At 61.7% G+C, this 25,537-nt stretch carries 17 protein-coding genes; 9 read left to right on the top strand and 8 right to left on the bottom strand.

The window, feature by feature from the left end; genetic code table 11:
• Positions 1–57: 57 nt before the first annotated feature.
• The 4 genes from RL_RS22630 to rocF form a co-directional block, all read right to left on the bottom strand.
• Complete coding sequence (locus RL_RS22630; protein WP_011653768.1) at positions 58–1,818, bottom strand: methyl-accepting chemotaxis protein; 1,761 nt, start codon at positions 1,816–1,818, stop codon at positions 58–60.
• Positions 1,819–2,108: 290 nt separating this feature from the next.
• Positions 2,109–2,585 (bottom strand): chemotaxis protein CheW, encoded by a 477-nt coding sequence (locus RL_RS22625; protein ID WP_003543427.1) that lies wholly within the window; start codon positions 2,583–2,585, stop codon positions 2,109–2,111.
• A gap of 296 nt (positions 2,586–2,881) precedes the next feature.
• Positions 2,882–4,081 carry an ornithine--oxo-acid transaminase gene (gene rocD / locus RL_RS22620; RefSeq protein ID WP_011653767.1) on the bottom strand — a complete coding sequence of 400 codons (1,200 nt, stop codon included), beginning with the start codon at positions 4,079–4,081 and terminating at the stop codon, positions 2,882–2,884.
• Positions 4,082–4,113: 32 nt separating this feature from the next.
• On the bottom strand, positions 4,114–5,049 hold the full coding sequence (gene rocF, locus RL_RS22615) for an arginase (protein WP_011653766.1): 936 nt from the start codon (positions 5,047–5,049) through the stop codon (positions 4,114–4,116).
• 123 nt (positions 5,050–5,172) lie between these two features.
• Here rocF and RL_RS22610 point away from each other — a divergent pair, with 123 nt between their 5' ends.
• Complete coding sequence (locus RL_RS22610) at positions 5,173–5,610, top strand: Lrp/AsnC family transcriptional regulator (protein ID WP_011653765.1); 438 nt, start codon at positions 5,173–5,175, stop codon at positions 5,608–5,610.
• Positions 5,611–5,616: 6 nt separating this feature from the next.
• On the opposite strand, the gene RL_RS22605 is transcribed toward RL_RS22610, so the two are convergent.
• The 3 genes from RL_RS22605 to RL_RS22595 all read right to left on the bottom strand — a co-directional run bounded on the left by RL_RS22605 (position 5,617) and on the right by RL_RS22595 (position 14,141).
• Positions 5,617–11,718: a translocation/assembly module TamB domain-containing protein gene (locus tag RL_RS22605; RefSeq protein WP_011653764.1), complete on the bottom strand. Its 6,102-nt coding sequence runs from the start codon at positions 11,716–11,718 to the stop codon at positions 5,617–5,619.
• A 67-nt stretch (positions 11,719–11,785) separates the two neighbouring features.
• A complete protein-coding gene (locus RL_RS22600) occupies positions 11,786–13,714 on the bottom strand; it encodes an autotransporter assembly complex protein TamA (protein ID WP_011653763.1) in 1,929 nt (642 codons plus the stop codon).
• A gap of 169 nt (positions 13,715–13,883) precedes the next feature.
• A complete protein-coding gene (locus tag RL_RS22595) occupies positions 13,884–14,141 on the bottom strand; it encodes a YMGG-like glycine zipper-containing protein (protein WP_011653762.1) in 258 nt (85 codons plus the stop codon).
• A gap of 325 nt (positions 14,142–14,466) precedes the next feature.
• Between RL_RS22595 and hemA the strand changes: the two genes are divergently transcribed.
• The 7 genes from hemA (at position 14,467) to RL_RS22560 (ending at position 23,206) form a co-directional block, all read left to right on the top strand.
• Positions 14,467–15,681 (top strand): 5-aminolevulinate synthase, encoded by a 1,215-nt coding sequence (gene hemA / locus RL_RS22590; protein WP_011653761.1) that lies wholly within the window; start codon positions 14,467–14,469, stop codon positions 15,679–15,681.
• A gap of 360 nt (positions 15,682–16,041) precedes the next feature.
• The gene (locus RL_RS22585) at positions 16,042–17,019 is read left to right on the top strand and encodes a LacI family DNA-binding transcriptional regulator (protein WP_041936489.1); all 978 of its coding nucleotides are present in this window, start codon (positions 16,042–16,044) and stop codon (positions 17,017–17,019) included.
• A 54-nt stretch (positions 17,020–17,073) separates the two neighbouring features.
• A complete protein-coding gene (locus RL_RS22580) occupies positions 17,074–18,312 on the top strand; it encodes an ABC transporter substrate-binding protein (protein WP_011653759.1) in 1,239 nt (412 codons plus the stop codon).
• Between the two features lie 75 nt (positions 18,313–18,387).
• The gene (locus tag RL_RS22575; RefSeq protein WP_020572186.1) at positions 18,388–19,305 is read left to right on the top strand and encodes a carbohydrate ABC transporter permease; all 918 of its coding nucleotides are present in this window, start codon (positions 18,388–18,390) and stop codon (positions 19,303–19,305) included.
• Positions 19,302–20,165, top strand: a complete 864-nt coding sequence (locus RL_RS22570) for a carbohydrate ABC transporter permease (protein WP_011653757.1) — start codon at positions 19,302–19,304, stop codon at positions 20,163–20,165. Before RL_RS22575 ends, RL_RS22570 begins: the two co-directional genes overlap by 4 nt.
• Before the next feature lie 20 nt (positions 20,166–20,185).
• The gene (locus RL_RS22565; RefSeq protein ID WP_011653756.1) at positions 20,186–22,108 is read left to right on the top strand and encodes a glycoside hydrolase family 127 protein; all 1,923 of its coding nucleotides are present in this window, start codon (positions 20,186–20,188) and stop codon (positions 22,106–22,108) included.
• 24 nt (positions 22,109–22,132) lie between these two features.
• Complete coding sequence (locus tag RL_RS22560) at positions 22,133–23,206, top strand: ABC transporter ATP-binding protein (protein WP_173364448.1); 1,074 nt, start codon at positions 22,133–22,135, stop codon at positions 23,204–23,206.
• A gap of 45 nt (positions 23,207–23,251) precedes the next feature.
• Here the strand turns inward: RL_RS22560 and dxr are convergent, their stop codons facing one another.
• Positions 23,252–24,442 (bottom strand): 1-deoxy-D-xylulose-5-phosphate reductoisomerase, encoded by a 1,191-nt coding sequence (gene dxr / locus RL_RS22555; protein WP_011653754.1) that lies wholly within the window; start codon positions 24,440–24,442, stop codon positions 23,252–23,254.
• A gap of 381 nt (positions 24,443–24,823) precedes the next feature.
• On the opposite strand from dxr, the gene RL_RS22550 reads away from it, so the two are divergent.
• Entirely contained in the window at positions 24,824–25,474 is a 651-nt protein-coding gene (locus tag RL_RS22550) for a hypothetical protein (protein WP_041936487.1), read from the top strand.
• Positions 25,475–25,537: the final 63 nt, after the last annotated feature.

The following is a 25,537-nucleotide window of genomic DNA, read 5'->3' as shown; positions in this document are numbered from 1 at the left end:
GCGCTTTATCGACGTATACAGCGCATCCGGTCAAGGTGCCGCCTGCACCGGCATGGTTCAGAACTCTTCCCAGCTCTGGGCAGTCGCCGCGCCAGGACTATTTACCTTTCCGACACGTGAAACGAGGTGCAGCGCCGGTGAGCCCGTCTGTCTTGGCCTAGCTCCGCCGATGGACTGCGTTTGACCCGGTAGGCGGAACCTCGCCAGCAGAACACGCAGCGTTTCGGCTTCTCTCGCAAGGCTGTGGCTGGCGGCAGTACTTTCTTCGACCATCGCGGCATTCTGCTGGGTTGCCTGATCCAGCGTATTGACCGCCTGGTTGATTTCCTTGAGGCCGGTCGCCTGTTCCCTGGAGGCTTCGACGATGGCGACGACATTGCCGTTGATATCGCCGACCTGTGCGACGATTGCCTCGAGCGCCTTGCCGGTCTCGCCGACGAGGCCGACGCCGTTCTTGACATGCTCGCCCGACGTGTTGATCAGTGCCTTGATCTCCTTGGCGGCCTTGGCGGAGCGCTGGGCGAGCTCCCGCACCTCCTGGGCCACCACGGCAAAGCCCTTGCCGGCTTCACCGGCGCGGGCCGCCTCGACGCCGGCATTCAGCGCAAGCAAGTTCGTCTGGAAGGCGATGTCGTCGATGACGCCGATGATGTTGGTGATCTCGCGGGAGGACTGTTCGATCTGACCCATGGCGGCGACGGCATTGCGGACCACGACACCGGAATGTTCGGCGCCCTGTTTGGTCATGGCGACGAGGCGACCCGCCTCATCGGCGCTACGGCTGGAATCGTTGACGGTCGTGGTGATCTCCTCCAGCGCGGCGGCCGTCTCTTCGATCGATGCTGCTTGCTGTTCCGTTCGCTTGGAGAAGGAGTCGGCCGCTGCGCCGATCTCGCTCGACCCTGCGGCGATTGCACTGGCATTCTCACCGATCGTTTTCATGGTCTCGGAAAGGCCTTTGACAGCGGTGTTGAAATCGTGCCGCAGCTCCTCCATCGATGGAACGAAAGGCGTGTCCACCGTCATTGTCAGATCGCCTTCGGAAAGATTGCGCAGCGCGGTGCCGAGAAGGGAAATGGCGCTCATGCGCTGGGTAACGTCGGTTGCGAACTTCACGACCTTGTAGACCTTGCCGTCGGCATCGAGGATCGGGTTGTAGGCCGCCTGTATCCAGATTTGCCGGCCACCCTTGCCGAACCTGACAAATTCGTTGGCGATGAACTCGCCGTGCGCCAACCGCTTCCAGAAGTTGGTGTAGTCGGCCGTATCCGTATAGGCACGATCGCAGAACATGCTGTGGTGCTTGCCAGTGATCTCGGCGAGCGAATACCCCATGGCACTGCAGAAATTCTCGTTGGCGGTCAAGATTTCACCCGCCGGGGTAAATTCGATCACCGCCTGCGAGCGCGAGATCGCCTCCAGCTTGCCGGAATCCTCCACCGCCTTCTTTTTCGCTGCGGTGATATCGGCCGCGAATTTCACGACCTTGTATGGATTGCCCCCTTTGAAAACCGGATTGTAGGACGCCTGGATCCATATTTCCCGGTTGCCCTTGGCAAAGCGCTTGTAAGCGCCGGCGTCATATTCGCCGCGTCCGAGCCGCGCCCAGAATGCGCGATATTCCGGGGTTGCCGTATAGGCCGGCTCGCAGAACATGCTGTGATGTTTGCCGACGATCTCGCTCAGGCGATAACCCAGTGCATTGCAGAAATTCTCGTTCGCCGTGAGGATATTTCCCTTGAGGTCGAATTCGATGATCGCCTGCGATTTGGAAATGGCATTAAGAATATATCTCGAATCGGAAGATAGACCAAACATTCCCGCCCCTCTGAAATGCACAGTTTCTGCTGCTTCGTCTGGTAAATCGAAGCCGATCGGACGAGGAATGCCGTGATGAGAATACAAACAGTACTGGCTGTCATTCCCAAATTGGCGGAAAACGTGTCATCCTTAAGTATCTCATGATGACGGAACGTGGTTAATTTCCGGTATAGAAGCTGTTTCTAATCATGAAGCGCCAAGTGGGTGGCGGCGGCCGAGGCTTGCTTGCGATGCGCAACAAAAAACCGCCCAGGTGGGCGGTTTTTATTGAGAATTATATTGGCCGATCAGGCGGCCAGTTCATCCGTCTCGTTTTCCTTGAACATCTTGGCAAGGTTCAGGAAGCAGATCATGCCATTTTCCGAGGCGATGATGCCTTCGCAATAGGCCCGGTCGAAGGAGGCGGTCACTTCAGGCACCGGCTGGACCTGGCTGGACGAGATGGTGAGAATATCCGAGACGCGGTCGACCAACATGCCGATGACCATGCTGTGAACTTCGGCGACGACGATGGCGCTACGCTCATTGGCGACCGTGCTCTTCATGCCGAGCTTGAAAGCAAGATCGATGATCGGGATCACCGAGCCGCGCAGGTTCATGACACCGATGACATCGGCCGGCGCGTGTGGGATCGGCGTCGACGGCGCCCAGCCGCGGATTTCGCGGATGGTCGTGGTCTTGACGCAGAATTCCTGATCATGCAGGCGGAAGGCAATAATTTCGAGCGTATCGCCGCTGAAGTTAGTCGAATTTATCGTGGCCATTAGAATTCTTCCCAACTATCGTAAGCCAGGGCAGAAGCGGATGCGCCACCATTGGCGCGGACAAGCTTTGCCTTCATACCACGCGATGGCTTTGCGCTCGGCGAAGCATCGTTACGGTTATCGACGACATTAGCGAAAGAGTGTTGCCCAAATCTAAATTGGGCGACGAGATTGCGAAGGTTTTTATCTCGGATGAAGACCAGGCGGTTTTGCTGTCGATCTCTTCCAGCCGATCTTTGGAATTCGGGATCTTCCAGGCTTCTTCGGGATGGTGAAGAAGAATTGCGCCGATTTACTCAGCCTATCGTCTTTTCAATCTGCGAGACGGCCCAATCCACCTGCTCTTTGGTGATGACCAGTGGCGGAGCGAGGCGAATCGTATGGTCGTGGGTATCCTTGGCGAGAAGGCCGCGCTCTTTCAGCGCATGGCAATATTGCCGTGCGCCGCCGGCTTCGGGTACCAGCTCGATGGCCATCATCAGGCCACGGCCGCGCACGTCCCTGACGATGTTCGAGCGGATCGACCTGAGGCCTTCGGTGAAGTAGTCGCCCATGACAGCGGCGTTCTCGATCATGCCCTCTTCCGTCAGCACCTTGAGTGCGGCGCGCGCCACTGCGCAGGCGAGCGGATTGCCGCCGAAGGTCGAGCCGTGCTGGCCGGGTTTCAGCACGCCCAGAACTTCGGAATTCGAAAGCACGGCGGACACGGGATAGAAGCCGCCGGACAGCGCCTTGCCGATCAGGGTCACGTCGGCCTCGATGCCTTCGTGCTCTTCGGCCAGCAGCTTGCCGGTGCGGCCGAGGCCGGTCTGGATCTCGTCGAGGATGAGGGTGACGTTGTTTGCCGTGCAAAGCTCGCGGATGCGGGTGAAATAACCCGCCGGCGGAATGATGACGCCGGCCTCCCCCTGAATCGGCTCGATCAGGGCGGCCACCGTATTGGCATTGATTGCGGCGGCGAAAGCCTCGGCATTGCCGAAGGGAATGATGCGGAAACCTGGCGTATAAGGGCCGAAGCCCGTGCGGGCCTCGGGATCTGTGGAGAAACTGATGATGCTCAGCGTCCGGCCATGGAAATTATCGGCGCAGACGATGATCTCTGCCTTGCCCTCCGGTACGCCCTTGACCTCGTATCCCCATTTGCGCACCGCCTTGATGGCGGTCTCCACCGCTTCGGCGCCGGAATTCATCGGCAGGATCTTGTGCGATCCGGTGAGAGCCGCGAGCTCTTCGTAGAGATAGGCGAGCTGATCGTTGCGGAAGGCCCGGGAGGTGAGCGTCAGCCTGCCCGCCTGCTCGACCATGGCGGCGAGGATCTTCGGATGACAATGGCCCTGGTTGACGGCGGAATAGGCCGAGAGGCAATCGAGATAACGGTTGCCGTCGGTATCCCAGACATAAACACCTTCGCCACGCGTCAGCACCACGTCGAGCGGCTTGTAGTTATGGGCGCCGAGCCGTTGTTCCGTGGCGATCAGTTTTTCCGATGTGTTCATGGCCGTTCTCCCTCCAGAGCATGATGCCAATTCTATGCGGCGCGTGTCGGACGATCGAAGATGCGGCGGCCAAACAGGCTTGCCGTCAGCTCGACCAGGATGCGGGCGCTCTTGCCGCGATCGTCGAGAAACGGATTGAGCTCGACGAGATCGAGCGACGAGACGAGGCCGCTGTCCGAAAGCATTTCCATCACCAGATGCGCCTCGCGAAAGGTCGCACCGCCAGGCACCGTCGTGCCGACACCGGGAGCGATCTCGGGATCGAGGAAATCGAGGTCGAGGCTGACATGCAGCAGGCCGTTCGCCTTGATGACGACATCGAGGATCTCACGCATGATGGCGCCGATGCCCTGCTCGTCTATCGCGCGCATGTCGAAGACATTGACGCCGTGTTCGTGGATTTCCTCGCGCTCGCGCGCATCGACCGAACGGATGCCGACCTGGAAGACGTTCTTCGGATCGACGAACGGACGGTCCTTCGGCAAGATCTCGGCGAACTCTGCCTCGCCGCAGAAGAAGGCGACGGGCATGCCGTGAATATTGCCGGAAGGCGACGTGGCTGGAGAGTTGAAATCGGCATGGGCATCGAGCCAGAGCACGAAGAGCGGGCGGCCTTTGCCGGCGGCATAACGGGCCATGCCGGAGACGCTGCCCATGGAAAGGCTGTGGTCGCCGCCGAGAATGAGCGGGAAACGGCCGGAGGCGGCCACGTCGTGGACGCTGCTTTCCAGCGCGCGCGTGAAGGCGCCGACGATCCTCAGGTTGTGGGCCTTCGGGTGGTTCGGCAGGTCCATCGCCGGCACGATCCTGAGATCGCCGATATCGGCGACGTCATGGCCAAGCTCGATCAGCGTCTGGTCGACGCCGGCAATACGCAGGGCCGCAGGGCCCATGGCAGCCCCTCTGCGGCCGGAGCCTTCTTCCAGCGGCGCGCCGATGAGGGTGACAGATCGCGATTGCGCATTCATTTGGAGGGCTCCGTGTTGAGGCCTGTTTCGGCCGATAGTGGAATAAAGGGCTGGCGGCAAAAAGATGGAAAAGTGTCAGAAATGGACTATGATTGCGCAGATTGATAAACCTATTTTGACAAAGTGATCAGCGTGGATGATCTCGATACCGAACTTCTGAGCGCACTTCGCCATAACGCCCGGATTTCGGTCTCCTCGCTTGCGGCGATGACCGGCGCGTCGCGGGCAACGGTTGCCACCCGTATCGACCGGCTGGTTGCCAGCGGCACCATCGTCGGCTTCACCATCCGCACCGGCCATGAGACGCGGTCCGCCGGCGTGCGCGCCATCGTCATGATCGAGGTGCTCGGCAAGCTCGCCGACAGAGTGGCCGATCAGTTGAGGGGCCTGCCGCAGGTGCGCGCGCTTCACAGCACCAACGGCAAATGGGATTTTGTCGCCGAACTCGAGGACCGCGACCTTGCCGCCTTCGACGAGACGCTGCGCCGCATCCGGCTGATCAACGGCATCAATTCGACCGAGACCAACATCCTTCTCAAGACCAGCAAAACCGGTTTCTAAGCTGGCTCAGTATTCCCGTTCATAGACAATCCCGGCTTCGCCCTCACCGTTGCCACCGGCCCCTCCGCGCAGCTTGACGCCGCGGCCGACATCGAGGTTGATCACCGCCTTGGCGCCGGCCGAGCCGCCCTGCTGCAATTCGAAATAGGTGCGATCGTTAAGATAGCGGCCGACGCTGACGCTCGTCTGGCCCTTGGAATCGGTGCTGACGTCGAAATCGTCGACGCCGAGCTGATTGCGCAGGCCTTCGAACAGTGAGGTGGAGCGGTTGCCGGCCAGCTGGCTGACGGCGTCGGCGAGCTGGGCGATCTGCACCGGCGAGAGCTTCGACATCGACTGGCCGAAGATCAGCTGCGCCAGCACCTCGTCCTGCGGCAGTTCGGGCGAGGAGGAAAAGGTGATCGCGGGATCGGTGGCGAGGCCCGCAACGTCGACGGTCAGCGTCGTCGTGCCGGAAGACGACGTCGCTTCCATATCGAGCGCCGGCGTCAGGTCGCCGGCAAAGGTGATCCTGCTCTTGTCGGAGAAATCCAGGCGGCGGTTGAGAATGGTCAGCCGGCCGCGGCGCATGGTGAAGCCGCCGGTGACGATGGGCGCTGCCGCCGTTCCGCGGATCGTGACGCGGCCGCCAAGCTCGGCGTCGATGCCGCGGCCGCGCACGAAGATATGCGAGGGCGCGTCGATTTCGAGATCCAGTGTGATTACGGAGGATTTCTCGCCGGGTTTACGCTCGCCGTCATCGCGCAGCTGCGCAAGCACCGCGCGCGGAGCATTCTTATGGCGGATGTCGATTTCCCGCAGCGAGGTCGGCAATTTTTCCGGAACCGTGATCGAGGTCTTGTCCAGCCGCAGCTTGCCGCTCAGCGTCGCACTCTTGATCGGCCCGCGCAGGCCGACCGTGCCATTGACGGTCGAGACGACAAGGGTTCCATCGACATAGACCGCCTTGTCGAGCTTGATCGAAATGTCGGCGGGAAAGCCGCCGGCCGGCTGGATGCCGATGGTGCCGCTGGCCGAAATCGTGCCGCCGCCGCCAAGGTTGCCGCTGAGGCGCGATATCACGGCCTGGCTGCCATTGAAGGTCACGGTCGCCGTCAGATTGTTGACGGCAAGATTGCGCCGGACGTCGACCAGCTTCGCGCCATTGGTCGAAACGGTGCCGTTGATGACGGGTGCTGCGGCCGTTCCGCCGATCTGGAGGTTGACGGTGGCGACGCCGTCCGCGACGAAGCCCTGTTGCGCAAGCGGGGCGCCGAGCACGGCGAAAGGAAGATTGCCTGTGAAGCGCATGTCGATGGCGCGAGCGCCTGTGATGACGACGCTGCCGCCGCCCTTCAGCGACATGCCGGCATCACCGGCAAGGCTGGTATCGACCGTCAGCTTGTTTCCGGCAAGTTTGCCTGATGCGCCGATACTGAACGGCGAAAGGCCGGCACCTTTTGTCTGGCTCGTCGCGGCGTTCTTCCAGTCGACCTTGAAGTCGACGGAGGGCGCCGACAGCGCCCCGGTGGCCTTTGCGGTCGCCGACACCGTGCCTTCGGCGGCAAGGCCGGGAACGAACCCGTTGGCGATCCCCGCCGGAACATTGGTGGCGTTCGCCGTGACGTCGACCGAGCGGATCGAGGTGCCTGCGATCGAAAGATTGCCGGCTGCTTTCAGCGCAATGCCGCCGCCGCCAGTCAGGTTCGCATCGAAATCCAGCCTGTCACCGACATATTTTCCCGTTGCCGCCAGCGCGAGGCGGGACAGACCGGCAGCCTTGGTATGGCTGGTCGCGGCGTCCTTCCAGTCCAGCTTGAAATCGACGATCGGATTGGCCGGGGTTCCCGACGTCGTGGCGCTTGCCGAAAGCGTGCCTTCGGCGCCGAGACCGGGAACGAAGGCATTTGCGATATTTGCCGGCAGCGCGGGAATATCGGCATTGATCGAAAGGTCCCGGATGGCCGTTCCCGCGATCGTCACGCCGCCCGTCGCCTTGGCCAACACGCCGTCCTTGCCGGCGAGATTGGCGTCGAAATCGACCCTGTCATTGGCGAATTTGCCGGAGGCTGCAGCACTCAGGCCCGAAAGGCCGCTGCTCTTGGTCTGGGCGGTCGCGGCGTTCTTCCAGTCGAGCTTGAAATCGACCGCCGGCTTCGGAAGCGCGCCGGAAGCGGATGCCGTTCCCGAGACAGTGCCTTCGGCGGCAAGACCCGGGACGAAACCGTTGGCGAGGCCTGCCGGAAGGTTGGCGAGATCGGCTTTAACGTCAAGATTGCGGACCGACGTGCCTGAAATCGCGACGTTGCCGGCGGCCTTCAGCGAGAGGCCGTCCTTGCCGCCGAGATTGGCATCGAAATCGAGCCGGTTGTCGGCGAAGCGTCCCGATGCGGCAAGTGCGAGGCCCGAGAGGCGAGCGCTTCTGGTCTGGCTGGTCGCAGCATCCGTCCAGTCGAGCTTGAAGTCGGCTTTCGGTGCGGCGGGTGTGCCGGCGGCGGACAGGGTGCCTGATATCGTGCCGCCGGCCGCCAGATCCGGAACGAAGGCATTTGCGAGACTGGCCGGAAGCTTGGCGATCTGGGCATCGACCTTGATGCTGTCGATCGCCGTACCGGCCAATGCGACATTGCCCATGGCCTTCAGCGAGAGGTCTTTGTCGCCGCTCGCTGCCGCATTGAAATCAAGCTTGTTTTCGGCAAATTTTCCCGATGCGGTCACGCCGATCGCGGCAAGGCCGGCACGTTTCGTGTGGCTCGTCGCAGCGTCTTTCCAATTGAGGTCGAAATCGGCACTCGGGGCGGAGAGCGATCCGCTGGCCGAGATCTTTCCGGAGACCGCGCCTTCGGCGGCGAGATCGGGGACGAAGCTGTTTGCTATATTTGCTGGGACATTTGCCAGCGCGGCATCGACCTTGACGTTGCCGATCGTCGTGCCCGTGATGGCGACATTGCCGTTTGCCTTCAGCGAGAGGCTGTTGGCGCCGCCGATCACGGTGTCGAAATCGAGCTTGCTGTCGGCGAATTTTCCAGAGGCCTTGACGGCGAGCTCGGCAAGGCCCGCACGCCTCGTATGGCTCGTCGCAGCACTTTTCCAATCGAGATCGAAATGGGCGGTGGGACTAGCGAGGGAGCCGGAGGCCGCCAGTTTTCCCGTAATCGTGCCTTCGGCGGCGAGATCGGGAACGAAACCGTTGGCGATGTGGGCAGGCAGATTGAGGATATCGGCGTCGACATCAAGCACCGGCGCCTTCGGGTCGGCGAGCGCGACATTGCCGGCGGCCTTGAGCGACAGACCGTCATTGCTGCCGACCGTCGTGTCGAAATCGAGCTTATTGTCGGCGAATTTGCCGCCGGCGGTGATGCCGAGCGGTGCCAGGCCCGCTCCCTTCGTCTGGCCCGTCGTCGCATCTTTCCAGTCGAGCTTGAAGTCGGCGACCGGTGCTGCCGGCGTTCCAGTCACGGCAATGGTTCCGGAGATCGTGCCGCCGGCTGACAGGTTCGGCACGAAACCGTTGGCAAGCGCTGCCGGCAGCTCGCGAATGTCTGCATCGATCTTCAGCGTTTCGCCGGCGGAACCGGTGACGGTCACCGAACCGGCGCCGGTCTTCAGCGTCAGTCCGTTCAGGCTGGCGGCACCGTCGCCGATGGCGACCTGCGTCGGTGCGGCAAGCTCGATCGGGATATTGCGGGGGCTTGCCGAGAAGCGATCAAGGTTCAGGTGCATCGTGCCGCCGGCCGCTTCGATATTGCCGGCGGCCAGCACGGGATTGCCGTCATAGGCAGCATCGAGATCGAAATCGGTATGGTCTTGCTGCTTGGTAAAATCGAGCGAAAGGCCGGCGAGCCTGTTCGTTCCGGCACTCACCTCCTCGGCCTTGACCGTGCCGTTAGCCGCAAGGGCTTTGAGATCGCTGACCGTGACATCGATATCCGGCTTGACGATCGCAAGCGTATCACGGCGTATCGAGCCGCCGGTCGCAAGCAGTTTGAGCGCGATCCTGCCGCCATCGCTGCTGACGCCGAGCGACCCTTTGAGATCGCCTTCGGCCTTCTGTCCGCCGAGTGCGGCGAGCAGGCCGATATTGGGGAAATCGAAGGTCAGCGCGCCTGTCGGCTCAAGGGAGGACGAGAGTTCCACATTGCCGGTCAGCCGGTTGCCACCGATGTCGGCGGTCAGCGCCGGAATGCTCGTCTTGCCGTCCTGCGAGCGGATGTCGCCGTTGATGCCGATCGGCTGGCCGTCGATCGTGCCGGTGGCGGCGATCCTGCCCTGCGGCGCCTTGGGATCGGCGAGACCAGACAGGTCGATATTGAGGTTGCCGAGCACGCGGTCGGCGATTTTAAGGCTGGGCGCCTTGAGATTGGCCGTCACGGAAATTGCCGGGAGCTCACCTCCCACTCTCAACGCATAACCCGCCCCACCGCTTGCGCCGGGAATGAGCTTGCCGATGTCAGGCAACCGGCCGGAGAGATCGGCGTTCAGGATCCCGCCGTCGAGCGCGACGTTGCCGGCGGCTTCGAGCGTGCCGGACTTCAGGACGAGATTGGACAGCGCGAATTTCGACGGAATGGTGCCGACCACCTGGCTTTCGAGCGAGATCGGTCCGTCGAACCTGCCTGTTGCCGCAGCCGGCAGGGCTGCCGGGTTGATGGTGAGCTTGAGGTTGCCGGTCAGCGCTTGGTCTGTCAGCCGATAGGAGCCGTTGAGGCCGCCGTTGATATTGGCGCTTTCGACGGTGGTGCCGTTGAAGCCGATACCACTGGGCGAGATCTGCAGCGGCGAGGCGATGGTGATCGGGCCTTGGACCGCACGGTTGAGGTTCGGCTCGGCAAAGGTCGCGTCGCCGGCAACAAGGCGCAGCTGGACGCTGCCGGAACGGGCGGCGAGATTGAAGGCGTCGCTCTTTGCCGTCAGCTTGACGTTGCCGATATCGGCCTGCGGCAGGGTTGCGGTGTCGAGCGAGCCGCTGACGTTCAGTCGGGCGGTCTGCGCATCGCCAGTGAGCGCCAGGTTGAGGCCTGATATAAGGAAGCGCGCTTCGCCTTCGGCGAGCGGCCAGCGGAAATCGACAGGCCCCGACGTGCCGAGCAGATTGGCGTTCAGGCTGTTGTTGCCGGCCGGATCGAGGGTGCCCGAGGCGGCGATCACGACGCTGCCGGTGGCGATATTGCCGGTCTGGATATCGATCTTGCCGTGATTGTCGAAGGTGGTGGCAAGATCGATATTGGTCTGGCCGGCAAAAAGCGGCCGGAATGCCGATGGAAGCAGCGAGCTTAGGTCACCGCCGCCCTTGAGGTCGAGGTGGTGCAGCCCGTCTTCGGTAATCTGATGCCGGGCTTCTATTGCGGCGCGCTGCTGCCCGTCGAGGGCAGCCTGCAATTTGCCTTTCCAATCGGATATCGGCCCCTGGCCATCGAGATCGATGTTGACGGCCGGGCTGTCCGGCAGGCCGAGAAAGCCTGCCAGCAGTCCGCCCTTCGGCTCGGACAGCTGTGCCTTCAGCCGCAGCCGGTTTTCGGCTGGCGCAAAAGCGATATCGGCGGCAAGCCGCGCATCCGGAACCGCGTGACGGCTGACATTGACGATGGCCTCGCCGCCATCGCCGTTTGCCGAAAGGCTGCCTTCGGCGGCGAGTGCGAAGGCGCGGCCGGCAAGCGGTGCGGCAAGTTTGATATCGGGCAGCGCGATGCGGTCTACATCGACTTTGATCGGAAGGCTGAATCCGCCGGAATTTTCAGCCTCGGGCCGCGAGGGCAGGGTGCGTACCGGCTTGCGCAGCACGTTGATCGCTTCGATCTCGAAGCGTTTGGCATGGAAGGTTCCGGTCAGCAGCGCAAACGGATTCCAGTCGATCGCGACGCCATGAATTTCCGCAAAGACGCCCCTGGTGTCGGAAATGGAGATCTCGGCGGCGCGGAGCCCGCCGGTCAAAAGGCCTTGCGGTTCGCGAACCTCTATCGTCATGTCGCGATTGGACAGAGTGGAGGCTATCTTTTCGGTGACGATGCGGGCGCCAAAACTGGTGAAGCCGAAGATCGCCAGTGCCACGACCGCGAGAATCAAGGTGGCGCCGACGACATAGCCGGTGAGCCGTACGATCCAGTTGACGATTTTTGTCAGCGTTTGCATCGGCGCGGACACTACCCCGTTTTCATGACGGCCCACAGATCGGAAAACACGAGCGGAATCGGCAATCCTAGAAGGATTGGCCGATGCCGGCGTAGATTCCGTAATCTGTGCCATCTTCGTACTTGTTCAGCGGCATGGCAAAATCAAGCCGCAGCGGGCCGAAAGGCGTTGCATATCGTATTCCGGCGCCGGCGCCGGCGCGGATATCGGAAAAACCCGGAAAGGTGCTGTCCGATACGGTGCCGACATCGACGAAGGGCACGATGCCGATCGTATCGGTGATCTTGATGCGGGCCTCCAGCGAACCGGTCACATAGGAGCGGCCGCCGGTGGGATCGCCATTGTCGTTATAGGGCGAGATTTCCTGATAACTGTATCCGCGCACGGAGCCGCCGCCGCCGGCAAAGAAGCGCTGCGTGGCGGGAATGTCCCCAATGCTGTCGCCGCCGATCAGGACGCCGGCTGCAACCTTGCCGGCAAGCACCACGCCGTCTTCCTGTCCGAACGGCAGATAGCCGGAGATCGAGCCCTCGAATGCTGCATAGGGCGTGGCGTTGAAGATCTCGTAGCCGGGCTTAGCCGAGAGCGTCGCGCGATAACCCTCCGTCGGGTTGAACTTGTCGTCACGTGCGTCGCGATCATATTGGATCGGCAAGGTGAAGGTCAGATAGTCGTTCGTGCCGAAGGCGTCGTCGTCGCGCTCCCAACTGACCTCGCCGCTCGCCGAGACGGTGTCCTGGTCGGTCAGTTCGTAGGAAAGGCCGAGCGAGGCGGTGACGAGCGTGGCGTTATAGGCATCCGGATTTTCGGTCTTGGCGACGATGCCGGCCTTCAGGGTGGCGGCGGGGAAGAAGGCGCCGGGCTTGGTGAAGAGGATGCCGGCGGAATAGTCGAGGCTGCCGACATCCGTCGTTTCCCCAAGCCTGGAGACCGATCCCTCGATCCTCAGCGTTTCGGCTTCGCCAAAAAGGTTGCGGTGGCCCCAATATCCCTGAACACCGAAGCCGTCGGTGGTGGAATATTGCGCGCCGACGCCGAAGTAGCGCCTCTTGCCCTCGGAAACTTCGATCGTCATCGGCAAGGTGCCGTCCGATGCCAATGCATCTCCTTGGTGAATGGTGACGCTCGAAAAGACGCCGAGGGCGCGAAGCCGCTCGCCGGCTTTCTTCAACGTTTCCGGGGAATAGGCTTCGCCCTTGTTCAGCCGGGAATAGCGCTGGATGAAAGCTGGCTTGACGGTCTTCTCGCCGGTGACGCCGACATCGCCGATCGGAGCGATGGGGCCTCCATCGGCAGCAAGGACGATATCGACGGTATCGCTGTTGTGATCGGCGACCACCTTGCGTTCGGTCAACTTGGCGAAGGGTCGGCCTTCGCTCTTCAATTGTTCGACGATCTTGTCGCCGGCCCTGATGATGGCGAGCGAGCCGGCCTCAGCGCCCGGGGCGAGCTCGTAATCGGCGGGATTATGGTTTGCGGCATCGCCGCCGAACTGGACCTCCCTGACCTTGAAAACCGGGCCGGGAGCAATGGCGACGGTGACCGGGATCGGTCCGGACCGGTCGAATGTCGGATTGGGCGGCAGATCGTCGATATTCTTGCCGTCGATGGTGATCGTCACCAGGCCGCCATAGCGGGCCTTTTCATACAGAGTGGCGATCAGCCGCTCTCGGTCGTCGCGCGCCTTGACGACGATGCCGAGATCGCCGGAAACCGGCAGCTTCTGGTCGCTGACGAGACGGGAACTGTTTTCCAACGCTTCTTTCAGGTCGGGATCGGCGGTATCGGCTTTGAGGTCGACCTGGTAGCGCACCGGATCGGGCACCTGTTCGCCTTCGTCTTCTTCCTTGCCGAAAATGGTGATGCCGAAAAGCTTGAAGGCGTAAGCGTCGCCGATCAGGACCGGTGAGAACGCAGCTGCCGCTGCGACCACCATCATGGTGCCTGTTCGCCGATACGCAGTACCTGTTTTCGGGCCTGTCCCTCTGATCCGCATCCGCCGCTTTTGGTTGTGTCTACATTGAAGCTTCGTTGCCCAGCCATGAACAGCTTAGCGGCAAAATCGCGCGGGGTGTACCATTTTAAATTGCCAACGCGCTAATTTAGCACAAAAAATCCCGGACCTGTGTCCGGGATTTCCTGAATTTGCCGATTTCCAAGCGCTCTCAGCGCGGGCAACTGTCGATGTAGCGGCGGCCGTAGCGGTCGCGATAGTAGCACTGGCCGGGCTGTTCGGCGACGCTGCCGATGAGGGCGCCGGACACGCCGCCGATAGCGGCGCCGACTGCCGCGCCACGGACGTCGCCGGTGACGACGCCGCCGATGACGGCACCTGATGCAGCACCGATGCCGGCGCCCTGCTGCGTCGGCGTGCAGCTTGCGATCGACAGGCCGATCAATGCGAGTATGGCAACTTTCTTCATCTTTTTTCTCCTGGGTTGCCGCCTTAATGGGCGGGGACCGTCCCTTCTGTTTTTTATAGGCTAGCCCGAAAACTATGTCGGAAGAAAGGGTTGTCCACTGCTGTCCTGATTTTTTTCGATACAGGATGTTGTCGCCAGCTGCACGGTTTCGCGAATTTCCATTATGCTTGCCACATCAATTTCGTTGATCGCCGCTCGCATATTCTTTATCTGGAATCATTCAAAACTCTGCGCCTTTTGCCGCAGTTGATGTTAAAGCAAGGGGCAAGGGTTGACGCGCGAACGTCCGGTCAGCAAGAACGGTCGCGTGATACTGGAGCATATGATGGATTTCGAAGCGTATTTTAAAAGCGCGCTGGACGGGCTTCACACCGAGGGCCGTTACCGCGTTTTTGCCGATCTCGAACGTCACCGCGGCAATTTTCCGCGCGCGACGCGCCATACGGCCGATGGCGCAAAAGAAGTTACCGTCTGGTGCTCCAACGACTATCTCGGCATGGGCCAGCATCCCAAGGTGATCGAGGCGATGAAGAACGCCATCGACCACTGTGGCGCGGGTGCGGGAGGCACCCGGAATATTTCTGGCACCAACCATCACCACGTCGTGCTCGAACGTGAGCTTGCCGATCTGCACGGCAAGGAAGCGGCACTGATCTTCACATCAGGCTATGTTTCCAACTGGGCGGCACTCGGCACGCTCGGTGCGAAGATTCCCGGGCTCATAATCTTCTCCGACGCTATGAACCATGCCTCGATGATCGAGGGTATTCGCCACGCCAAGTGCGACAAGGTGATCTGGAAGCATAATGACGTGGCCGATCTCGAGGCCAAGCTCGCTGCCGCCGATCCGAAGGCGCCGAAGCTGATCGCCTTCGAGAGCGTCTATTCGATGGACGGCGATATCGCCCCGATCAAGGAGATTTGCGACCTCGCCGACAAATATGGCGCGATGACCTATCTCGACGAAGTGCATGCCGTCGGCATGTACGGCCCGCGCGGCGGCGGCATTGCCGAGCGCGAAGGGCTGATGGACCGTCTGACCGTGATCGAGGGCACGCTCGGCAAGGCTTTCGGTGTGATGGGCGGCTATATCGCCGCGTCGACGGCGCTTTGCGATTTCATCCGTTCGTTTGCCTCCGGCTTCATCTTCACCACCGCGCTGCCGCCGGCACTTGCCGCCGGCGCTGTTGCCTCCATCCAGCACCTGAAGGTCAGCCAGTTCGAACGCGCCCGCCATCAGGACCGTGTCCGCAAGCTGAGAGCACTGCTCGACCAGCGCGGCATTCCGCATATGCCCAATCCGAGCCATATCGTGCCGGTGCTGGTCGGCGATGCGGCCAAGTGCAAGTGGATCTCCGATCTGCTGCTCGACAATTGCGGCGTCTACGTCCAGCCGATCAACTATCCGACAGTGCCGAAGAAGACCGAGCGCCTGCGTATCACCCCGACGCCGCTGCATTCCGACGCCGATATCGCCCATCTGGTCGAGGCGCTGCATTCGCTCTGGTCGCGCTGCGCGCTCGCAAGGCACGTCGCCTGATTTTTCGATGATCGCTCGGTTCGAACCGTAATTCAGGGCCTCCACTGGAGGCCTTGACAGCGATCGGTCTTGCTCCCGCAAGACGCTGCAACAAACCTCCCTTGCCCGCCCAGGATCATCCGCTCTTCGCTTGGTCTCAACGCCGATGACACATCGCAATCGGCCTGACCGATGCGCATCGATCTTTCCCTGTGCTTGCCTCTCCCGCAACCGGCCCTGCCAATTCGAGCCTTGGCGTCGCATGAGAAAACCTTTTCTCACTTGACATAAGGATTGGTAAAAGCTTTTCTCAGATCACTTCAGAAGGAGGACGTGCTGAATATATCGGGAGGAAAAAGAGGCAGGATCACCATCCACGAGGTGGCGGCGGCTGCCGCGGTGAGCATCTCGACGGCGTCGAAAGCTCTGAATGATACCGGCCGGATGGGGTCGGAAACGCGCGAACGGGTGAAACGGATCGCCGCTGCGATCGGATACCGGCCGAATGCGCTGGCGAGAGGTCTTCTCAGCAAGCGCAGTTTCACCATCGGGCTGCTGACGAACGACACTTACGGCCGGTTCACGCTGCCTGTCATGGCGGGTATTTCCGACGCACTCGTCGATCACGGCGTTTCGGTCTTCCTGTGCGCCATCGAAGACGATCCGGCGCTCGCCCAGATCCATGTCGACGCAATGCTGGACAAGCAGGTCGATGGCATCATCGCGACGGGAAAACGTCTGGACAGACGCCTGCCTGTCGATCTGTCGAATTTGCATGTGCCTGTCGTCTACGCATTCACGGAGGGGACGCAGAACAGCGTGACCTTCCGTTCGGACGACGAACAGGGTGCGCGGCTGGCGGTGGAATGGCTCGTGAAGATCGGACGGCGGCGGATTGCGCACATCACCGGGCCGGAGGACTTCTTCTCGGTGCGGGAACGTGCCGGCGCCTATCACGAGGTGGCCGGTCACCGCGAACCGGTGCTCTACGGCGTCTGGTCGGAAAGCTGGGGGCATGAGGCGGTCGATCAGCTTTGGAGGAGACCGGGAGAAAAACCGGATGCGCTCTTCTGCGGCAATGACCAGATCGCCCGCGGCGCGGTGGACGCGTTGCGCGAGCGCGGCGTGAAGGTGCCGCAGGACGTCTCGGTCATCGGCTTCGACAATTGGGAGATTGTCGCGGCCCAGACGCGACCGCCGCTGACGACGGTGGACATGGAACTGAAGGAGCTCGGGCGGCAAGCCGGTTTGACGGTGCTCGCGCTTGCGGAAGGACGGCCTGTCGAACCGGGAGTGAGGAAATTGCCGTGCCGGCTGATCGTCCGGCAGTCATGCGGGGGTGAAGCCCCCCAGGGATGAGAACAAGAGAATGAGCAAAGGCGCGAGGAGATGCGCCATATTGGGAGGAGTGTCATGATCAAGCGTCTTTTGGCGGCGACCAGCATCGCTACCTTATGTCTGGTGTCGGCCGCGTCGGCTGCCGAAAATGTCGAAATGTGGGTTCGCTCGGGGATCGGCGACGCCTTCAAGAAGGTCGTCGAAGCCTATAATTCCGGTCACGAGAACAAGGTCGTGATGACCGAGGTGCCGTTCTCCGAACTCGTGCAGAAATATGCGACGGCAATCGCCGGCGGACAGGCGCCGGACGCGCTGTCGATGGATCTGATCTATAATCCCGCCTTTGCCGCGGCCGGTCAGCTCGAAGACCTGACGGACTGGGCAAAATCCCTGCCCTATTTCAACTCGCTTTCGCCATCGCATGTTCGCCTCGGCACCTATCAGGACCGGATCTACGGCCTGCCGCTGTCGGTCGAGACCTCCGTCTTTGCCTGGAACAAGGATCTTTACAAGAAGGCCGGTCTCGACCCGGAAAAGGCACCGGCGAGCTGGGACGAAATCACCGCCAATGCCGAGAAGATCCGGGCGCTGGGTGACGATACCTACGGCTTCTATTTCTCCGGCGGCGGCTGCGGCGGCTGCATGATCTTCACCTTCACGCCGCTGGTCTGGGGTGCGGGCGCCGATATCCTGTCGGCCGACAGCAAGACGGCGACGCTCGATACGCCGCAGATGCGCAAGGCCGTCGATATCTACCGCAACATGATCAAGAAGGACCTGGTGCCGGCGGGAGCCGCCAGCGACAACGGCGCCAACTTCCTGACCTTCACCAACGGCAAGATCGGCCAGCAGAGCCTTGGCGCCTTTGCCATCGGCACGCTGGTGACCGAGCATCCCGATATCAACTTCGGCGTAACGCTCATTCCTGGCGTTGACGGGAAGCCTTCGTCCTTTGCCGGCGGCGACAACTTCGTCATCACCAAGGGCACGAAGAAGATCGACGCGGTGAAGGAGTTCCTCGAATATGTGTATTCGATGGACGGCCAGAAGATCATGGCGAAGTATGGCAGCCTGCCGACGCGCGGCGATATCGCCGACAAGGTGCTTGAGGGCCTCGATCCGCGCATGCAGGTTGGCCTGAAGGCGATCGGCGTGGCCAAGACCCCCTATACGCTGCAGTTCAACGACGTGATCAACAGCGCCAACGGGCCATGGGCAAGCTTCACCAACGCCGCGATCTTCGGCGACGACGTCGACGGCGCGTTTTCGAGTGCGCAATCGGAAATGCAATCGATCATCGATAGCGGCCAGTAAACTCTCCCTCGGCCGCGGCCGGGGAGCGGTGGCAGCTTCCCGGCCAATTTCACTCGACAGATGCGGAGCGTTTTGATGACCGGTTCCGGTTCAGAGATTCTATTGCCTCGGCGCAGGCGACGGCGCAGATCGAACTGGCGCGGCCTCGTCTACATCGCGCCGGCCATGGCGCTGGTCATCGTCTTCTTCATCATGCCGGTTCTCTTCACAGGATGGATGAGCCTGCACAACTGGCCGCTGATGGGGGCGTCTCGCTGGATCGGCTTCAACAATTATTTCCGCATGGCCAACGACACTCGTTTCATGACGGCGCTGAATTTCACGGCCTATTACACCGTGATCGTCACCATCGCGATCTTCGCAATCGCCTTTCCGCTGGCAATCTTCGTCGAGAAGGAACGGCAGTTCGTCGGTGCCTACCGCACGATCATCTTCCTGCCCGTCGTGGTCGGCCTTGCCACAGCCTCGCTGCTGTGGGTCTGGCTCGCCAATGTCGATAGCGGCTTCATCGGCCCGGCCTTGAGAGGGCTCGGCCTCGTCGAAAAGAGCCCCAATCTTCTTGCGACCTTCGACACCGCCTTTCTGACGATCGTGGTGATGGTCGTCTGGAAGATCGCCGGCTTCACCATGATCATTCTTTTGACCGGGCTTCAGGCCATTCCGTCCGAACTGACGGAGGCGGCCCGCATCGACGGCGCCGGCCGCTGGCAGCGTTTCCGGCATCTGACGCTGCCGCTGATGCGCAAGACGATCGCGCTGGCGCTGATCGTCTCCGTCACCGGTTCGATCCTCGCCTTCGACCAGTTCTACATCATGACGTCAGGCGGTCCGCAGAACAAGATGATCTCGGTGGTCTACTACATCTTCAATCAGTCCTTCGTGTCGTTCAATCTCGGTTATGGCGCAGCACTCTCGATCGTGCTTCTCGCCATCCTGGTGGCGATCAGCATCGTGCAGCTCTGGCTGCTTCGCGTCGGGGAGGAGCGTCCATGACCACCTCAAGGGAACGCCGCGCGCGCAAGGCCATTCGGACGAAGTCGGCCTATCATCTGACCGGCATTGCCATATCGATCTTCTTTCTCGCCCCCTTCGTGATCACGCTGTTGTCGTCCTTCCGGCATGGCACGGAGGCCAGTCTGCCGCCTTTGCCGCCATGGCCGATATCCGGCGTCAGCATCGATTCCTACGCGCTGCTCGATACGTTCGGCGCCGGCATCTGGCGGCACATGATCAATTCGCTGTTCGTTTCGGTCGCCACCGTGGTGCTCACCGTCGCCGTCAGCCTGCTCGCCGGCTACGGTTTCTCGCGGTACCGGTTCCCGATGAAGAATGCGCTCTTCGTGCTGATCATCGCGACGCTGATGATCCCGTTCCAGTCTATCCTGACGCCGCTCTTCATCATCCTCGCAAAGCTCGGCCTCAACAATTCGCTGCTTGGGCTGACGCTCGTCTATGTGACGCTGCAACTGCCCTTCTCGGTGTTCATGATGCGCAACGCCTTCGACGCCGTGCCGAAGGAGATCGAAGAGGCCGCGCGCATCGACGGCGCACGCGACCTCAGGCTCTTGGTCCGGGTTCTTCTGCCGTTGGTGCTTCCCGGTGTCGCCACGGTCGCGATCTTTGCCTTCCTCAATGCCTGGAACGAGTTTCTCGCCGCACTGGTGCTGCTCTCCAGCAATGAGAAATACACCCTGCCGGTGCTGATGACGGCGGTTCGCGCCGGACGGCTCGGCGCCATCAACTGGGGAGCGGTGCAGGCCGGTGTCGTCGTCATGACGATCCCCTGCCTGATCGTCTTCCTGCTCCTGCAACGCTACTACATGCGCGGGCTGATGGCCGGCGCGGTGAAATGATCTTAGAGAAAGTGGAACCCATGAACAAACCAAGCAATGACCGCCAGTTTCGTCCCGTCGCCGTTCCCGATGTGGAGCTCGGCGGCTTCTGGGGCAAATGGCAGGACGCCGTCTGCAATTCCACTGCCGAGACCCTGCTCGACCGCTGCGTCGAGGCCGGCATGCTCAAGGCGATCGATGTCGACCAGCCGAGCCCTGGGGTCGTCATTCCCATTCAGCCGTGGGGCGGGACGACGCAGATGTTCTGGGATTCCGACCTCGGCAAGTCGATCGAAACGATCGCCTATTCGCTCTATCGCCGGCCGAACCCGAAGCTCGAAGCGCGCGCCGACGAGATCATCGACATGTATGAGAAGCTGCAGGACGAGGACGGCTATCTGAACGCCTGGTTCCAGCGCGTGGAGCCGAACCGCCGCTGGACCAATCTGCGTGACCATCATGAGCTCTATTGCGCCGGCCACTTGATGGAAGCTGCCGTCGCCTATTATCAGGCGACCGGCAAACGCAAGCTGCTCGACATCATGTGCCGCTACGCCGACTACATGATCAAGATTTTCGGTCATGGCGAAGGTCAGATATCAGGCTATTGCGGCCATGAGGAAGTCGAGCTGGCGCTGGTCAAGCTCGCCCGCGTGACGGATGAGAAGAAATATCTCGACCTGTCGAAATACTTCATCGACGAACGCGGCACCGAACCGCATTTCTTCACCGCCGAGGCAAGCCGCGACGGCCGCGATGTCTCCGAGTACCACCAGAAGACCTATGAATATGCGCAGGCGCACCAGCCGGTGCGCGCGCAGACAAAGGTCGTCGGCCACGCCGTGCGCGCCATGTACCTTTATTCGGGCATGGCCGACATCGCCACCGAATACAAGGACGATAGCCTGACGGCGGCGCTGGAAACGCTGTGGGACGATCTGACGACCAAGCAGATGTACATCACCGGCGGCATCGGGCCGGCTGCCTCCAACGAAGGCTTTACCGATTACTTCGATCTGCCGAACGATACCGCTTATGCGGAGACTTGCGCCTCGGTCGGCTTGGTGTTCTGGGCGAGCCGCATGCTCGGCCGCGGTCCGGACCGGCGCTATGCCGACATCATGGAGCAGGCGCTTTACAACGGCGCGCTGCCGGGGCTTTCGACCGACGGCAAGACGTTCTTCTATGACAATCCGCTCGAAAGTGCCGGCAAGCACCACCGGTGGAAGTGGCACCATTGCCCCTGCTGCCCGCCGAATATCGCCCGGCTGGTGACCTCGATCGGCTCCTACATGTACGCCGTTTCGGATAATGAGATCGCCGTGCACCTCTATGGCGAGAGCACCGCAAGGCTGAAGCTGGCCAACGGCGCCGAGGTGGAACTCGAGCAGACCACCAACTATCCGTGGGAAGGGGCGGTCGCCTTTACCACCAGGCTGGAGAAGCCGGCGAAGTTTGCGCTGTCGCTGCGCATTCCGGACTGGGCGGAGGGTGCCACCCTCAGCGTCAATGGAGAGATGCTCGATCTCAACGCCAATATGCGGGACGGATATATCAGGATCGATCGTGAGTGGGCCGCGGGCGATCGTGTCGCCCTCTACCTGCCGCTGGCGCTTCGGCCGCAATATGCCAACCCGAAGGTGCGCCAGGATGCCGGGCGCGTCGCGTTGATGCGCGGCCCGCTGGTCTATTGCGTCGAAACCACGGACAATGGCGAAGACCTCAACGCCATCGTCCTGCCCCGTGAGCTCTCCACAGCCGAAACCGTCGTGCTGAAGGATCTCAATGATGCCGTCGCCCTCGATCTCAAGGTCGAGCGCGAGGAAACATCGAACTGGGGAACAGCGCTCTACCGCAATGCGCCGGCCGAAAGGCAGGTCGCCACCGCGCGTTTCGTGCCCTATCATCTCTGGGACAACCGCGCGCCCGGAGAGATGCTCGTCTGGGTCCAGTCGGACAGATAGGTCTTTTTGGGGATGACGAACGGTATGGGTAACAAGAGCGTCGTGCTCCAGGACGTGCGAAAAAGCTATGGCAATCTGCAGGTGGTCCACGGGATCGACCTGACGATCGCGGAGGGTGAATTCGTCGTCTTCGTCGGCCCCTCCGGCTGCGGAAAATCGACGCTTCTTCGCATGATCGCCGGCCTGGAAGACGTGACCGACGGGGAGGTCGAGATCAAGGGACGTGTTGTCACCGATCTCGATCCATCCGAGCGCGGCATCGCCATGGTCTTCCAGTCCTACGCGCTCTATCCGCATATGAGCGTGCGCGACAACCTGGCCTTCGGGTTGAAGATGGCGCGCACGAATGCTGCGGAGATAGAGACCCGCGTCAAGGCCGCTTCGGCGATCCTGAAAATCGATCATCTTCTCGACCGGCGGCCGGGACAGCTTTCCGGCGGCCAGCGGCAGCGTGTGGCGATCGGCCGGGCGATCGTGCGCAAGCCGGATGTCTTCCTGTTCGACGAGCCGCTGTCCAATCTCGATGCCGAACTGCGCGTTTCGATGCGCATCGAGATCGCCCGCCTCCACCGCGAACTCGGCAACACGATGATCTATGTCACGCACGACCAGACGGAGGCGATGACGCTCGCCGACAAGATCGTCGTGCTGCGCGACGGCCGCGTCGAACAGGCGGGAACGCCGCGGGAAATCTATGAGAATCCCTCCAATACCTTCGTGGCGGGCTTCATCGGCTCGCCCCGAATGAACCTTTTGAATGCCCGCTGGGGTGAGGGGGGCCTGGTCGAAGTCGCCGGCCGGCAGATCGAAAGCGGCCTACCGCCGGCGGACAGGCCGGTTGGCGGCGCGGTGACGCTCGGCCTGCGGCCGGAGCATCTGAAGGTGGCATCCGACCTATCGGGCAGCCTGACGGCCAGGGTCGATTTTTCGGAATATCTCGGGGGAACGCAATATCTCTATTGCCAGCTTGCCGATGGCCAGTCACTCACCGTCGAGCATCGGTCACCGATCAGCATCGCGGCGGGTGAGCAGGTGAGCCTGCTGTTTGAACCGTCGGATTGCCGCTTGTTCGACGAGGGTGGCAACCGATTGCGGTAATAGCGCCGGTCACGATCACAGGCGCGCGACCGCTCGACGATCAGCTCACTCGGCGATCGCTAGTGTCATGAGTTCCGCCGCCCTTTGCCGGGCTTCCCTGTCGGCGGCGAAGACATCGTCCATGCCGGCAGCCTGCGGCAGGCCGGCCAGATCGTCCATGACCCTCTCAGTCACCTCGGCCATGGCGAGGAAGGAGAGCCGCCCTTCGATGAAGGCTTCGAGCGCCACTTCCTTGGCGCCGTTCAGCACGGCGCCCTGAACACCGCCGCGTGTCATCGCCAGGCGCGCGAGCCGCAGCGCCGGAAACCGCACCTCATCCGGCGCCTCGAAATCCAGCCGGGCGAGCTTGGCGAAATCCAGCCGCTCGACCGGCAGGTTCGGCCGGCGCGGAAAGGACAGGGCATAACCGATGGCGGTGCGCATATCGGGCGCGCCGAGCTGCGCCAGCACCGACCCATCGGTATAGCCGACCATGGAGTGGATGATCGATTGCGGATGGAAAATGACCTCGATCTGTTCGGGTCTGAGGCTGAAAAGGTGCAGGGCTTCTATCATCTCCAGCGCCTTGTTGAACATCGAGGCGCTGTCGATCGAGATCTTCAATCCCATCGACCAGTTCGGGTGGGCGCGCGCAGTTTCCACCGTCACATCCGCCATGTCACGCAGCGAGGCGGTGCGGAAGGGGCCACCCGACGCCGTCAGGATGACCCGCTCGACGGCGTGGCGCTGGTTCTCTTCCAGCACCTGGAAGATGGCGTTGTGCTCGCTGTCGACGGGAAGCAGCCTGCCGCCGCCTTCGCGGATCGCTGCGATAAAGAGATCGCCGGCCGATACCAGGCATTCCTTGTTGGCAAGGGCGATATCGGCGCCGCGGCGGGCAGCGGCAAGCGTCGGCGCCAGGCCCGCAGTGCCGACGATTGCTGCCATCACCCAGTCGACGTCGCGGTCGGCGGCTTCCATCAGGCCGGATTTTCCCGAGGCTACCGCGATGCCGGTGCCGGAAAGTTCGCTCTTCAGTGATTCGTAATGGCGGTCGTTTGCCGTCACCGCCAGCCGCGCGCCGGATGATTTCGCCTGCCGGGCCAGCAATTCGACATTGCCGCTGCCTGTGAGCACGGAGATTTCGAAGTTCTCCCGTCCGCCCAGGTGATCGACGACATTGAGTGTATTCTGGCCGATCGAACCCGTCGAACCGAAGATGCTGAGGCGCCGCGGCGCGCTTTTGCCGGTCATCATGTGGAATTTCGCGAAAATTTCTCTCGTAGGCTCAGGCTCTACTAGGCTTTGGAGGGGGCGGCAAGTGTGCGGTGCAGCAGATTTCAACCCTTGAGGGGTTTACAGAGCAGCGGCTGGATGTGATCCTTCTAACATTGCTTGAGGAATCGCGGTTCCGTTGCGGCCGGTTACGGTCGCATGGGCAAGTCGGGGCGCCGCGGCGTCCATCGAAGAACAGGCACTCGGTGCCGCCGGCCTTTCGGCCATACATTAAATCGAGGATGAAACCGGGATGGGCGGCTTGGCCGTGATCCCATTGCGTTCGTTGCGAACGCTTTCATATGCGCTGCTGTGTCGACTTCCGCGCAGCGGCCCTGTGGCAGGTCAAAACGCTTTACCTTCATGACGACATTCAAATTAGCATGCATCCTTTTCGCCATTCTGCCTTCGCTCACGGCCGCAGCGAAGGCGGACGACCTGCTGATCTGGTCGCCGGCTAAGCTTTCGGACCGGTCCTACAAGGCGACGGTGGGTTTCCGCCTGCCGGCGGAATGGGAAACCAGCGCTGGCGCCGACCTCGCGCTTGCCTCGACCAAAGGCGGCGCGCTGCTGCCTGATTCCCAACAGGCAATGCTTTGGGGCAGGATCAGCAGAACGAGCGTTACCCCGGCAGGCCGGTCACAGCAGGGTGCCAGCGTCAGCGTCGACACGCTGCGCGGCAGCGGCGCGCTGACCCTCAGCCGCTCGCGCAGCTGGATCCTCTCCGATTCGCTCGACATGCAATCGAGCCGCTCCATCAGCGTGCAATATGACGCGGTCGATGCCCGGCAGGCTTCGGTGACGGCATCGCAGGCGCTGAAGCTGATCCATCCCTGGACGGGAACCTCGCTTTCGGCAGGCACAGGCGTCAGCAATGCCAGCGGCGACTTGTCGAGCACGGTGGGGGTCAGCCAGGCCATTCTGCCGAACCTCAACCTCGATGCCGCGGTGAATAATCCATTTTCAGGGGGTGAGGCGGGCAGCGTCAATCTCCGCTATCGCGTCAACTGGTAGCGTGTGCTGAACCAAACTCCGCCGATCAGCGTTTCCTACGAGCTATTCACGGAGGAACGGAAC

Source organism: Rhizobium johnstonii 3841 (genome assembly GCF_000009265.1).
GTDB lineage: Bacteria > Pseudomonadota > Alphaproteobacteria > Rhizobiales > Rhizobiaceae > Rhizobium > Rhizobium acaciae.
This window is presented reverse-complemented; position numbering and strand designations above follow the sequence as displayed.